Origin of the sequence: Vibrio frigidus (assembly GCF_042465995.1) — a bacterium.
In the GTDB taxonomy this organism is placed as follows: domain Bacteria; phylum Pseudomonadota; class Gammaproteobacteria; order Enterobacterales; family Vibrionaceae; genus Vibrio.
This window is the reverse complement of record NZ_JBCDMC010000004.1, coordinates 294,026-308,129: the sequence shown is the minus strand read 5'-3', so window position 1 is coordinate 308,129 and position 14,104 is coordinate 294,026. Positions and strand designations below refer to the sequence as shown.

12 protein-coding genes are annotated in these 14,104 nt (G+C 41.6%); 6 read left to right on the top strand and 6 right to left on the bottom strand.

From position 1 onward, the window contains the following. Positions 1-2: 2 nt before the first annotated feature. Positions 3-1,466: a sulfatase family protein gene (locus tag AACW90_RS09085; RefSeq protein ID WP_390233387.1), complete on the bottom strand. Its 1,464-nt coding sequence runs from the start codon at positions 1,464-1,466 to the stop codon at positions 3-5. Positions 1,467-1,813: 347 nt separating this feature from the next. Here AACW90_RS09085 and AACW90_RS09080 point away from each other — a divergent pair, with 347 nt between their 5' ends. The 3 genes from AACW90_RS09080 (at position 1,814) to AACW90_RS09070 (ending at position 3,713) form a co-directional block, all read left to right on the top strand. Next, positions 1,814-2,668 (top strand): LysR family transcriptional regulator, encoded by an 855-nt coding sequence (locus AACW90_RS09080; protein WP_390233385.1) that lies wholly within the window; start codon positions 1,814-1,816, stop codon positions 2,666-2,668. A 61-nt stretch (positions 2,669-2,729) separates the two neighbouring features. Next, the gene (locus AACW90_RS09075; protein WP_390233382.1) at positions 2,730-3,107 is read left to right on the top strand and encodes a MerR family transcriptional regulator; all 378 of its coding nucleotides are present in this window, start codon (positions 2,730-2,732) and stop codon (positions 3,105-3,107) included. Between the two features lie 33 nt (positions 3,108-3,140). Then, the gene (locus AACW90_RS09070; protein ID WP_390233379.1) at positions 3,141-3,713 is read left to right on the top strand and encodes an NAD(P)H-dependent oxidoreductase; all 573 of its coding nucleotides are present in this window, start codon (positions 3,141-3,143) and stop codon (positions 3,711-3,713) included. Between the two features lie 63 nt (positions 3,714-3,776). Here AACW90_RS09070 and AACW90_RS09065 read toward each other — a convergent pair whose 3' ends face one another. Together AACW90_RS09065 and AACW90_RS09060 are read right to left on the bottom strand one after the other, a co-directional pair. Beyond that, positions 3,777-4,868: an alkene reductase gene (locus tag AACW90_RS09065; RefSeq protein WP_390233377.1), complete on the bottom strand. Its 1,092-nt coding sequence runs from the start codon at positions 4,866-4,868 to the stop codon at positions 3,777-3,779. A gap of 67 nt (positions 4,869-4,935) precedes the next feature. Next, positions 4,936-5,565 carry a glutathione S-transferase family protein gene (locus tag AACW90_RS09060; protein ID WP_390233375.1) on the bottom strand — a complete coding sequence of 210 codons (630 nt, stop codon included), beginning with the start codon at positions 5,563-5,565 and terminating at the stop codon, positions 4,936-4,938. Between the two features lie 124 nt (positions 5,566-5,689). On the opposite strand from AACW90_RS09060, the gene AACW90_RS09055 reads away from it, so the two are divergent. After that, a complete protein-coding gene (locus tag AACW90_RS09055; protein WP_390233373.1) occupies positions 5,690-6,568 on the top strand; it encodes a LysR family transcriptional regulator in 879 nt (292 codons plus the stop codon). Positions 6,569-6,592: 24 nt separating this feature from the next. Here the strand turns inward: AACW90_RS09055 and AACW90_RS09050 are convergent, their stop codons facing one another. The 3 genes from AACW90_RS09050 to AACW90_RS09040 all read right to left on the bottom strand — a co-directional run bounded on the left by AACW90_RS09050 (position 6,593) and on the right by AACW90_RS09040 (position 10,261). Beyond that, positions 6,593-7,219: a LysE family translocator gene (locus AACW90_RS09050; protein WP_390233370.1), complete on the bottom strand. Its 627-nt coding sequence runs from the start codon at positions 7,217-7,219 to the stop codon at positions 6,593-6,595. Positions 7,220-7,314: 95 nt separating this feature from the next. Continuing rightward, positions 7,315-8,367, bottom strand: coding sequence for an aldo/keto reductase (locus tag AACW90_RS09045; RefSeq protein ID WP_390233368.1), 1,053 nt, complete (start codon positions 8,365-8,367; stop codon positions 7,315-7,317). 109 nt (positions 8,368-8,476) lie between these two features. Continuing rightward, positions 8,477-10,261: a choline/carnitine O-acyltransferase gene (locus tag AACW90_RS09040; RefSeq protein WP_390233366.1), complete on the bottom strand. Its 1,785-nt coding sequence runs from the start codon at positions 10,259-10,261 to the stop codon at positions 8,477-8,479. A 429-nt stretch (positions 10,262-10,690) separates the two neighbouring features. Here AACW90_RS09040 and betB point away from each other — a divergent pair, with 429 nt between their 5' ends. After that, the gene (betB, locus tag AACW90_RS09035; protein WP_390233364.1) at positions 10,691-12,157 is read left to right on the top strand and encodes a betaine-aldehyde dehydrogenase; all 1,467 of its coding nucleotides are present in this window, start codon (positions 10,691-10,693) and stop codon (positions 12,155-12,157) included. Between the two features lie 9 nt (positions 12,158-12,166). Then, a complete protein-coding gene (gene betA, locus AACW90_RS09030) occupies positions 12,167-13,843 on the top strand; it encodes a choline dehydrogenase (protein WP_390233361.1) in 1,677 nt (558 codons plus the stop codon). Positions 13,844-14,104: the final 261 nt, after the last annotated feature.

Here is a 14,104-nt window from a genome sequence, read left to right as displayed (position 1 = left end):
GTTTAAAGATTGTTTTTCATCTTTTTTATTCTTAGAAGGTTTTCATGTTGTTCAAAATCACCAAGATATGATTTTGGATTTCGCTCAAACACCTTTTGTACGGTCTTTGGCAAAAATTCTGGTGGTTGCCCTTGGCACTGTTGTCTTTTTAATAAAGTCAGTGTCAACTTATGGCGTACTTCTTTATAGCGTTCATCATCAAATAGATTGGATATCTCTTCTGGATCTGCGGTTAAGTCATACAGTTCACCGTTATCATCTGCGTAAATAACCAATTTATGTTTTTTAGTACGTAACATTGTTCCTGGGCCCCATTGTGTTGGATCATGAGGCGCTTTGATTACAAGACCAGAGATAGGTTCCTTTGGCTGTACCGCATATATACCGCCTTCTGCCAATACACTCTTTCTTTCTATATAGTCTTCTGATAGAAGGCTTTGCCCTCGACAATAAGATGGTGTGTCTATTCCAAGAATGGACAAGACCGTCGGCATAATATCAATAGACTCGATTAGGTGAGAATTTGAACCAGCAGAAAGGTGACCACTAGGATCATACATAATAAGCGGTATACGAGTTAAGCAGTCATAGAACATAAGCCCTTTATGAGTAACACCGAAGTCTCCTAAAAATTCGCCATGATCACTCCAGAAAATAATTACGGTGTTATCTAATTGATCGAGTTGCTCTAGTTTGTCAATGATCCTACCTACCTGATCGTCAACGTATCTTATTTGACCACAATACATCGCCATGGCCTCTTTCATCTCTTGCTCTGTTGCCTGCAATGACTCACTGTGTATTCGCCAGTTTGTCAGCCTCACTGGTTCCTTGCTGTCCACTGGGGTTCTAAAGCTCTTAGGCAGCTCAAATTGCTCAGCTGAGAAGAGCGAATCGTACGGTGCTGGTGCAGCAAAATAAGGATGAGGATCTTGTAGGTTTATAGTAGCGAAGTAAGGTTTATTCTCGGTTACATTACGTTCAATAAAGTTGAGGCAATTGGTCGTAAGTCGTTCAGTCAAATTATACTTTGATTCTGCGGCAAGAGAACCACTGTCCCAACTTTTTTTGTAACCCGGATGATCGTCCATGTTGCCGATACAAATATCTTCACCTTCATCGTACATGACACCGATGGCATCCGGTTCAATGATATGGTCTTTGCCAAACAAGCCCAAGTTATAGCCATTTCGCTTTAACTCTGAGAGCATATTGGGATAATCTGGTGACATCGTACCAACATAATTTCGAACTTGGTGCTCAATTGGGTACTGACCAGTAATAAATGAGGTTCTTGATGGCCCACACATTGGGCTAATGGTGAATGCATTAGGGAAATAAGTCCCCTTCTCAGCCAAACGGTTTAGATTTCGAGTCTCTATAAACGGATGACCCGCAGGCGTCATATAATCTGCGCGCATTTGGTCTGGATTAATAATAATTATGTTATACGGTAATTTCGACAAAATACATTCCTTTTATTACTCCAAACATCTTTTATATTATTAAAATTCTTACACTTCTAATAATACTGATTGCATAGGCTATATATTTAGACCACCAAATAAACCTTGATTGCATATAATGAAAAATAAGTTAAATTTATATTAAAATTGAAATCTAATTTTTCTTTTTAAGATAAAAGAGCATGTCCATAAGCTATATAAAGAAAACCATGATTTGAATTTTGTGTCTATTGTTATTATTGCATACGGATATGCTCAATCTGGATAGGTAACAAAGTTTTTCACAATGCGAAGAAGCTCACATCATATTCAATCGTTCGTACTATAATGTCTATATTTACAATGCTATGTCGAAACTAAATGATCTTAAATTATTGAGGATATTCGTGGTTACTTTTCAGAAGAAAAGTGTCACTGGAGCCTCTGAAGTACTCCACTTATCGCAGTCAAGTGTTACTCGAGCGATACAATCTCTTGAAGATTATTTAGGCTTATCTCTTTTTACTCGCACAGCCAATGGCTTAGTCCCAACAGAATTTTCTTGTCGGTTTTATCAACGGGCCATTTTGATTCTGGATGAAATTGAACATATACATCATGATGTACATAATCTTTCTCATGAAAAGAGAGTTATTTTAAATATTGGACTAGGCATCGATTGCTATCCCATTTTTCAATCAGGATTACATCGTTTCTTAGAAAAAGAAGAAGACTATAATTTAAATATCAATATAGCGAGTGCTCGAGGATTAGTGGGCAATAGTGAAACCAAAAATTTGGATCTAATTATTGCTGATTCTACTATTATTTCAGGATGTTCATGGCTGAAAACGTTAAGAACATTTGAATCCAAAAAATATATTATTGTTCGAGAAGGACACCCAGTACTCAAGCTTGCATTAGATAAACAGTTTTCCGCGTTAAAACCCTATCCATATTATACTTATCACCTATTAGAAGATTCACACGGGTCCAAAATACCAAAGCCGCCATTAATCAGAATGAATGACTACATGTTCTTGCTTGATAGAATAGAACAGACGGATGGCTATATGTATGTAAATGAATCGACGCTTAGTCTCATAGAACGCTTTAAAGTCAAAGTCGTTGCAGAAACCAATTTTGATGCGATGCAATACTCTATTGCATATGAAAACATCGAGAGAATTGAAGCTTTATTACCTTATTTGCAACAGTCTTAAATCGCTCAGAAGGGCGCGAGCAGGATAATAACTTAAACTCGAATTCAAAAAGTGAAAAAATATGTTTATTGGTGAGGTCTCAAAAAGAACCGGATTATCCATAAAAGCGATCAGATTCTACGAAGAGAAAGGGCTAATTCGGTCTCCATTACGGCAAGGCCGTTACCGAGTATACACGGACACAGATATTGAGATTCTCAGTCTAATTTCTGAAGCTAAAAAACTGGGTGTTACATTAGCAAGATTAAAAAATGTGATTGTTTACCATGATGGGGAAATCGACTGGGCTCGAATCAACCAATTTCTTATAGAAGTCAAAAATGAATTGCAGGCAGAGATGTTGGCTATCTCTCGTAAGGTAAAAAAAGTGGAGAAATGCATCGATGCGATGAATTTTTCTTCTAATACGCTTGACTCTTCCCTTAAGGGGAGAGAATAAAATATTCGTCACTACTTAAATAAGGAAGTAATGATGAAAAATATTTTATTATTGAACGGCAATCCAAAAGAAGTCAGTTTTGCTAAACAGTTAAGTGATACCTATGAAGACGAAGCGAATAAAAAGCATCAAGTGTCTCGCTTCAATCTTTCAGAGATGAATTTTAATCCAAACTTAGAGAATGGTTACGACGAGATACAACAGTTGGAACCAGATCTAATTGAGTTTCAAAAATCCGTTCTGTTAGCAGACCATATTGTTATCGTTGCACCGATTTGGTGGGGGGGATTACCCGCCAAATTGAAAGGCTTATTTGATCGCACGTTTTTGCCGGGATTTGCATTTAAATTTGAAGATGACAACCCAGAACCCGTGCAGCTACTGCAAGATAAAACCTCAAGGCTCATCTTAACGATGGATGCACCGGCTGACTATGCAACGCAACAAGCACAACCCATAATGCAACAACTGGATCAGTTTACCCTTCAATTTAGTGGGGTTAGCAAGGCCGAACATAACTTATTTGGCTCGGTTATTTTATCAGACCGGGAGCAAAAAAATAATTGGCTTCAAACCGTTAAAGATGTAGCTGCAGCAGGTAAATAATGGCTAAAAGAGCAGCGGATAAATTCGATGCTCTTTTATATCAATTATACCTTATGATTCATATTAATTTCCGTTGCTAAGTAACCTCGGATAATCGGTGTAGCCTTGAGCTCCCTGACTATAAAACCGAGTAGCGTCAGGGCTAGCTAGCACCAGATCATGTTGATAGCGCTCTACAAGATCTGGATTGGCTATAAATGGCATACCAAACGCCACACCATTCGCCATACCTGCTTGCAACACCCGCTCCGCACTAGTTTTGTTATAACCTCCATTGACGATTAGATAACCAGTGTACTGTTTTCTTAACTCCGGAGTTAAGTAATCTAAAGTTTCCACTCCGCTTTCAGGCACAGGTTTGGGTTCTAGCAGATGCAAGTAAGCTAATCCAAACCGATCGAGTTGCTGCACCGCTTGAGTAAACGTTTCTCTATACTGGCTATCTGAAATCCCCCACACTTTGTTAGTGGGAGAAAGTCTAATTCCGACTTTATCTGGTCCTATTTCATTACAGACCGCCGTAACAACATCCATCATGAATCTCAACCTATTGTTGATACTTCCACCATAAATATCATGGCGCTGGTTACTGCTGTCCCGTGTGAACTGGTCGATAAGAAAGCCATTGGCGGCATGAATTTCTACCCCGTCTAGTCCTGCATCGATCGCGCGTCTTGCTGCATTTGTGAAATTATCAACCTGTACTGAAATCTCATCGATGGACAAGGATCGAGGTTTAACGAACTGTCGGTCCCGCCCTTTCGGTGTGGGTAGTTGCCCTGCTAACTGCACTGCTGAAGACGATACCGGCGTTTCACCGTCGAGAAAATCAGGATGAACCGCCCCGCCCATATGCCAAAGTTGAACAAAGATGGTACCTGAAGCCTGATGAACCGCATCGGCTATCTTTTTCCAGCCTTGTTGTTGTTCATCATTGAACATCCCAGGCGAATTAAGCCATCCTCGTCCATCCTTACTGACAGCGGTTGCTTCAGCAATAATCAACCCCGCACTGGCTCGTTGGCGATAATATTCGGCCATTAGTTCACTTGGGACGCCCGTTTCATTCGCTCTTCCCCGTGTCAGTGGCGCCATAACCATACGATTTTTTAAGGTTTTTTTACCCAGCAATACAGGTTTAAAAAGTGATGTCATTTCTATTCTCCTACGCAACAAAACACAATCATTAAAACAGGCAGAAGATCTCTTCTGCCTTGTAGACTTAACCACCAAATTCAGTTTTATAGAGCGAACCGATGGTCGGTTCTTCATAGATTCGAGCTTGATAGGCTTCAATGTTTGGGTATCGACTCGAAAGCGACGTTTTCAAGGCGCCTTGCCAATGCACTGTCACCATTAGATAAAGATCGGCCAAGCTTAACCTGTCCCCAGCGATATAGTTGTGTTTGCCAAGCTGTGCGTCGATAAGGGAATACACTTTATGTAGCTCTGCCTCAGATAATTCACGAACACGGTCAGCATCATTAGAATAACGTTCCGGAAAAAACAGACGGCTCCAATGAGGATGTACCGTAGCGTAAAGAAGCTGAAACCATTTTAGTGCTTCGGCATACGCCAATGTATCGCTCTTAGGCATTAAATGAGCGTCAGGAAACTGGCTTGATAGATATAACAAAATTGCTGCCCCCTCAGTTAAGACATAATTTTCAGAGTTCTGGGCAATAACTAAAGCAGGAACCTTGCTTAGTGGGCTGATAACAATGTATTCATCTTGAAAATGCTCGCCATTGGCCAAGTCCATAACTTGGGTTTCAAATGGTGTGTCTGTCAGTGTTAATGCGGCTTTGACGGCCAATGAGCATGTTCCAGCTCCGTGATATAGCTTATACATAATCGTTTCCTAATTTCGTTAATGAGTGGCTGAGTTCGACAAGAAGTGTAAGACGAATTAGACTGTCAATAAATTCACAATAAATGCAATTCAGCTGTGCAAAAAAGCACAAGGGTAGATAACTATGAATGACTGGGATGATATTCGTTACTTCCTCTCTGTTTCACGAGAGGGCAGTGTCTCAGCAGCAGCCAAAGTATTAGGGGTTAATCATTCAACCGTTTCTCGACGAATTAAAGGATTTGAAGAAAAGCATGGAGTGCTTCTCTTCAACCGTCTACGAGACGGTTACGAAATGACCGAATCAGCTGACGCTATTTTTGAACAAGCACAAAACATGGAATCGCAAAATGAACAGATTTCTCGAACTTTGTTTGGTCAGGACGCGAGATTAGAAGGGCCGATTAACCTGACCATGCCACATGACATTTTTGAGTATTGTCTTGCACCTGAGTTGGCACAATTTAATAAAGAACATCCGGGTATCAAAATCAATCTGATGGTAACCAAAGGGGTTCGAAATCTTGCAAGCCGAGAGGCGGATCTCGCCATTCGCCTAACTCCATCCCCACCCGACTATCTAATAGGCAGGCAAGCATCTGGTTTACAACACGGGATATACGTGGCAAGCCATATCGATTTAACTCAACCTATTGGGATAATAATATGGAGCGGAGAAACCGAGCTACCAGAATGGGCAGACCAGCATTTCCCCAACGCCTACATTGCACTTAAAGTTGATGATTTATCGAGTATGTATGCAAGCGTCAAAGCGGGGTTTGGTGCTGCTCGTATGCCGTGTTATATGCCAGATAGCATCCATGACACACAAGTAGTAAAACTCAATATCCCTATACCTCGCTCAGATTGGTCGGTATGGGTACTTAGCCATGTTGATCTAAGAAAAACAGCACGAATCAAGAAATGCCGTGACTTTTTGATCACGGCGATAGACAAAAAGAGAACCTTATTTGAAGGCGACACGTCATTAGAGCAACAGTGATTGCACTCATGACATGCGCTTTGGTTAACTGTCTAACTTACTTGCGAGTATTTTGAATCCTGCCACCCCAAAGAACAGCGCAAACAGAGACTCAAATACTCTACGAGATTTAGTATAAAAGTGCCGAATACGACTATTAGAAAACATAAGCGCATAACCGACAAATATAGATGCGTTGACCATCGCAACAACACCAATCACCTTGACCAAACTATCTGAATTTGAGCCCACAGGAATAACGATAGAATAGAGAGAACCAAAAAAAAGTATTGGCTTAGGGTTGGTTAAATGAATTAAGAGGCCACGCAAGTATGTTGCAAACAAACCTGACTTGATATGGTTCGACATACTTGCTGACTTTACCTGCCACGCAGATACAAACGATTTGTATGCTAAATATAAGAGATAACATGCCCCTAAATACTTAACTATTTCTAACAGCCAAACGTTAGAATACATCAGTGTCCCTAGGCCAAACGCACCACAAATGGACCAAAAAAGAGACCCGGTTAACACACCTAACGCCAGCATAACACCATAAATCCGGCCTTGATTCATAGATGTATTTGCAATGGCCAATGTTGCGGGCCCTGGACTAGCAATGGCTAAAAAAGCCGCCATAACAACCAACAAATAGTTTATATCTTCCATAATCTGCCTATTCCCTTACACCTGAATCCATCCGATCAGGTTGTTCACCGACAACTATCATTCTCTACCGCATCTTATATTAAGGCTTTCTTGGCTTAATACGGCGCTGGGTAGGTTTTCAATACACCATCAATACTCGTCAATATTTCTTGATTTAACGGCTTAGAAAAAGCACTAATATTCTCTTTAAGCTGAGCCATAGATGTCGCACCAATAATTGTAGAGGTGACACCATCTACTTGGTTACACCATGCTAATGCTAACTGACTTGGTGTAAGATCGTGTGCATCCGCAATCGCCATGTACTCTTTAATCGCGCTACTCGCAATTGGCGTATCACGGAAAATCCCATTGCGTTGCATGTATGTCCAACGACTGCCTTCAGGACGCTTTCCGTCTAAATATTTTCCACTAAGCATGCCACTAGCAAGAGGAGACCAAGGTAGATAAGCAATATCCTCATGTACGCAATTTTCGATTAGATAAGGCCAATCTTTAGCATGAAGCAGGTTGAACTCATTTTGGATAGCAACCATACGTGGAAGGTCATATTTTTCACTCAGCTTTAGGTAAGTATTGATCCCCCATGGCGTATCATCCGATAGCCCGCAATGACGTATCTTTCCCGCTTTTACGCACCTAGCTAACCCTTGCAGAATATCGAGCATCTGCGCCTCTTGTTGCTTGGCGTCAAATTCACTAAATGAGATTTTATTTGGCAGATGTTTACCAAAATGAGGCGATGTACGATTCGGCCAATGCAGCTGATAAAGGTCGATGTAGTCGGTTTGCAATCGTTGGAGAGAGGCATCTACAGCCGCAACAACCGCATCACCAGTGATAGGTCCACCTTCTCTCACCCATGGCATGCCTGGACCCGCTATCTTCGTTGCGATAATGAGTTCTTTTCGACGATGCGGGTTTTCAGCAAGCCAGGTGCCAATAATAGTCTCTGTTTTTCCGTAGGTGTCTGGTGAAGGAGGAACGGCATACATTTCAGCCGTGTCGATAAAGTTTATTCCCTGACTTATCGCATACTCTATCTGCTGATTTGCATCTTGTTGATTGTTTTGAAGTCCCCACGTCATACTGCCTAAACAGACTCGTGACACTAAAATATCACTGCTACCGAGTTTAGAAAATTCCATTTACATCGTTCCTTTACTTTTCATTTTACAAATATTACTAACAATATTTCATATTAAACTCTTTTTGTCTTTAGTTGATGACCAACTTATTCATGCCGTGTCATCAATACTATGCTTCTTCACGCATCAATTCTGCCATCTCAATGAGAGACTGCTCGATGTAAATCACCATATTGTCCAAATTGTCTTGCATTTGGGTTCGACTTGTCATGTTGAAGCATATGCCGTCGTTCTTTGTAAAATATCTGATCCCGTAACCATCATCGACAATCGGCCCATACCCTGCGAGATCAACACCATATTCGGATGTTGTACTTGTACAAACAACACTATGAGTTAATGCCTGATAGCCCGTACCGGTAAACAATGCTGGTAGAGTATTTAGACCGATAGAACTGCCGGCTATTTTATAGCGATATTTCAGCGCAAGAAGATGAGTGTAGATCCCATTACCAACCCTACACTCATCAGCCCGTGCAATATGCTTTTTCAGTGCTTGTCGCAGTAAGCGTTGTTTTTCTTGAACACTAAAATTTGGCGAATCTACACTGCGGATAAATGCCATCGACTCGGGAGTGACGGTGTACAAAACATCGATACGACCATCAAGGAATGTTCGAGTCATCACAGCTTCATAGGCGCTGTAACATTTTCCATACAGCTTATACTCTGCCAACTGTAACGCCAACTGAACAAACGCATCTGGACTCACACCAAATTGCTTTATGTGCTTTTTGCCAAAAAAAGAGAAGTTAAGTACTCTAGTTTGAGTATTGGCCATATGCTGAACAAATCGCTCTGCAGTGTCTTGTACCGTGTGAACCAATACATCATTTAGTTCAAATTTGATGTCCTCGACATTTGATAAAATCGCGCGACTCTTTATTTCTTCACAATCACTTTCGTCAAAAACAACCGCATCAATTGTGTCATATATATGTGCCATTAACGGAACCATAACCGAACCATCCACCCCGGTATGCTCGTAGTTTATTCCGGTTTTCCCGTTTGCAAACACAATAAATTGTATCGATTTATCAAAATAACGATTGCTGCCCGTTCCGTGTAACAATTGTTTTGAGATTTCGGTTATCGCTTCTGGTTTATTTTCATCTAAACACAACGCAAAAACCGACTCTTCAATAGCAGTCATGGCCTCTTTATTGCTCAAAGATATATCGAGCAATTCTGCTCTGCGTTCTGCCCATATATTGCGCGGCATTGTGGTTAGCAAGCCTATATTTTGCCCTTTATCCGAGGCAGACAAAATACATTCAAGATCGAATTCGATAGCAGATGGTGATCGGATATTTCCTTTTTCGTCGATAATATTGATTTTATAGATATGTTGATTCTGTAGAACAACAATATGCTGTCTAGATGATGAAACTTTAAACTCATCGGTTCCATTTCTGGGTATTCTGATTGAAGAAAAAATGCTGTTATATTGATTCATGCAAAGCGGTATTTCTTTTTGCATATCCACTTTGAGATCTTTCTTATCAATCAAAGCGATAAAGCTGTAGACACTGACAATCAAAGCGGCAGCGATAGTCGCTTGTTTACATACCTCTTCATCCAGCTTACTTTTAAGGTAATAAAATACATTACTATTAATGACCAAAGGCTCACGAGATTCCAGATAGAGATCTTTCCAAGCCAATGCAGACCAATTGGAGATGTCATCACTATCACTCCAATCACACAGCTCATTTTGCAGTCTTTCACCTTCCCCGCCAGACAGGAGAAACTGCTCCACTACGCTTTTCGCCCTTGTTTGTTCTTCTTCTGTTAATAAAGGTTCGGCCCATTCTAAAAGCCTATTACATGTATCATGTAAATCTGGAACCGGCATTGTCGGCAATGCTTCTTGGCAACTAAATGTGCTCACCATCGATCTTTCAACTCCTACTACAAGTTAAATAACTATTTTTCACCCGTCGAACCAAGCTAACTTGATTGCTACGGAATCTAACCAAAATAACGACTAGCCATCATGACCTTGATCAAATGATTACAACTCAAATGATTACAACTCAAATGATTTAACTGTAAGTAGCCTAGTTTATTGGTTTAGAGTAAACTCAGAAACACCCAACTACACCCTTAAAAAACAAAAGGTTACTGCACTTGTAGCGAGTATACAATTCAGTTAATAGTCCAAACCCACTTGATCATTAGAGTAATAATAATTAGTATTCTAACTAATTTATAGTTTTACGAATGTCACGTTCACTTGAAAAGGTGCATTTTATCTCTAATTTCGACGAATAAAACACGGCAATCAAATTGATTTTTTGGTCTTAAAATACGAGGAAACTTAATGTCATCGTTAGTTGTTTATCAGAACTATGTACACGGTCAATATCTATCTAATAATACGGGTGAAACATTTGAAGTCATTAACCCCGCGACAGGCCAAATAAGCTACTTAGTTGAAACCGCCAACGAAGTCATACAACAAGCTGTAATAAAAAGTGCTAAATCTGGGTTTGCCACATGGTCAAAAATGACACCGATCGAACGGAGTCGTATTCTCTTAAAGGCTGTCGCTTTACTGCGCGAAAACAACGACGAACTTGCCGCAGGTGAAGTACTTGATACCGGCAAACCTTGGCAAGAAGCCTCGGTTGTCGATGTGGTTACCGGTGCAGATTCAATCGAATTTTTTGCAGGCTTAGCCCCAAGTATAGAAGGTAATCAACAGACTGTTGGTGACGATTTTTATTATACGCGTCGTGAGCCGCTTGGCATTTGCGCGGGTATCGGCGCGTGGAATTATCCATTGCAGATTGCTTGTTGGAAAGCAGCACCAGCCCTAGCTTGCGGAAACGCCATGATCTTTAAGCCATCAGAAGAAACGCCGAGAGGCGCAATGCGCTTGGCCGAGGCATTCACGCAGGCTGGTTTACCCGATGGTGTCTTTAACGTTGTTCAAGGTGATGGTCGTGTCGGTGCGTGGCTAACAGAGCACGAGGACATCGCAAAGATCTCATTTACTGGAGAAGTTGGTACAGGAAAAAAGGTCATGGCTGCCGCCGCCAACTCACTTAAAGAAGTGACCATGGAGTTGGGTGGAAAATCTCCTCTAATCATCTTCAATGATGCTGACATAGAAAATGCAATTTCCGCTGCCATGCTCGGCAACTTCTATACGCAAGGTGAAGTTTGTACTAACGGTACACGCGTGTTTGTTCAAAAAGACATTTACCCGCGTTTTATTAGACGTCTTATTGAGCGTACCGAACAAAATATTATCTGCGGCGACCCAATGAATGCAGAGACCAACTTCGGAGCGCTTATTTCAAAAAGCCACCAGCAAAAAGTGCTCGACTACATTGATATTGGCAAGTCTGAGGGCGCAACACTTCTTACGGGCGGAACCGCCCTGCAACCAGAAGATTGTCCCAACGGGTATTTCGTTGCTCCAACCGTTTTCACCGATTGCACCGATGAAATGACCATCGCGAAAGAAGAAATCTTTGGGCCAGTCATGTCGGTACTTACATTTACCGATGAGGATGAAGTGATTCGTCGCGCAAACAGCACACGCTTAGGATTAGCGGCTGGCGTATTTACTCAGGATATTACTCGCGCCCACCGCGTTATACACCAAATACAAGCTGGCATTTGCTGGATCAATGCTTATGGTGCCTCGCCTGCTGAAATGCCAGTAGGTGGCTACAAAATGTCTGGTATTGGACGAGAAAATGGCAGTGAAACCTTAAAAGCGTATACGCAAATAAAGGCGGTTTATGTTGGCATGCAATCGCTTGATAGCCCATTTTAAGGAATGACAATGACTAACGAAGACTATGATTACATCATTGTAGGGGCTGGAAGTGCGGGGTGCGTACTCGCGAATCGCTTATCCGCCGATCCGAGCAACAACGTCTTGTTACTAGAAACAGGCGGCAGTGATAAAAGCATTTTCATTCAGATGCCCACCGCATTATCTATCCCGATGAACACAGAAAAGTACGCTTGGCAATTTAGAACCGAAGCTGAACCGTTTTTGGATAACCGTCATATGCATTGCCCTCGCGGAAAAGTGTTGGGAGGGTCTTCATCCATCAACGGCATGGTCTATGTGCGCGGCCATGCGCGTGACTTCGACGAATGGCAGAAACATGGAGCAGTAGGTTGGGACTATTCGCATTGTCTACCCTATTTCAAAAAAGCGGAAACATGGTCATTCGGTGGTAACGACTATCGAGGCGACCTCGGGCCTCTAGCGGTAAATAACGGCAACAATATGAAAAACCCGTTATATCAAGCATTTGTTGAAGCGGGCAAAGATGCAGGCTATTTAGCCACTGCCGACTACAATGCCGAACAGCAAGAAGGGTTTGGTCCAATGCACATGACGGTAAAAGATGGTGTCCGTTGGTCAACAGCAAATGCCTATCTAAAACCAGCCCTGAAGCGTAATAACTTGACGGTGGTTACTCACGCACTTGTACACAAAATTCTGCTAGAAGGTAAGACCGCCGTTGGTGTTCGATACGAACGCAAGAATCAAATAATTGATATACGTTGCAATAAAGAAGTGGTGCTTTCCGCCGGCTCAGTTGGTTCCCCTCATATACTACAACTATCTGGTATTGGTGCATCTGATACATTAAAAAATGCCGGAATTGAACAGGTTCATGAATTACCGGGTGTAGGCGAAAACCTTCAGGACCACCTAGAGTTTTATTTCCAGTTTAAATGCTTGAAACCAATATCATTGAACGGAAAACTTGGTCCATTTAGCAAGTTGTTAATTGGTACTCGCTGGATACTCGACAAGTCCGGACTTGGTGCAACCAACCATTTTGAGTCTTGTGGATTTATCCGTTCTAAAGCAAATTTAGAATGGCCAGATCTCCAATATCACTTCTTACCTGCCGCGATGCGATATGACGGTAAAGAGGCCTTTTCAGGTCATGGCTTTCAGGTTCACATTGGCCATAACAAACCCAAAAGCCGAGGGTCGATTAAGATTTCGTCAAACGACCCCCGTGTTGCACCGAAAATTCAATTTAATTATCTGTCTCATCAAGATGACATCGAAGGATTTAGAGCTTGCGTTCGTCTGACTCGCGAGATCATAAATCAACCCGGACTAGACAAATATCGGGGCGAAGAAATTCAACCTGGACTAACCGTAAAGACCGATTCAGAGATCGATCAGTTTGTTAGACGCTCTGTTGAAAGTGCCTATCATCCGTCTTGTTCCTGCAAAATGGGTGAAGACTCAATGTCCGTAGTGAACTCTGAAACCAAGGTTCACGGTATCGACAGTCTACGCGTTGTTGATTCTTCAATATTCCCCACTATTCCTAACGGTAACCTTAATTCACCGACCATTATGGTCGCTGAGCGTGCCGCGGATATTATTTTGGGGAAAGAGCTATTAGCGCCAAGCACGGCTCAAGTGGTGACTGCATCGGATTGGCAAACAAGCCAGCGATTACAGAACCCTAAACGATAAACATTCACCCTAACCAAGGAGTACATTCACTACCCTATATCTAACGAAAACATTCGTTCATGGAAAGTAATATTACTATGACCAACTAATGCGATGTTCGCAAATGGTCAACTTAACTATGTTCAATTTATCAGGTTTTAACTATCGTCAAAACGATACTTAAAACCTGATGGCACTTGCCGTCCTAAAAAATTGTGACATAGCGTAAAAACATAAATCAAGGAAATAATTATGTTTGCTAGCAACAACCCCGCGGAGACC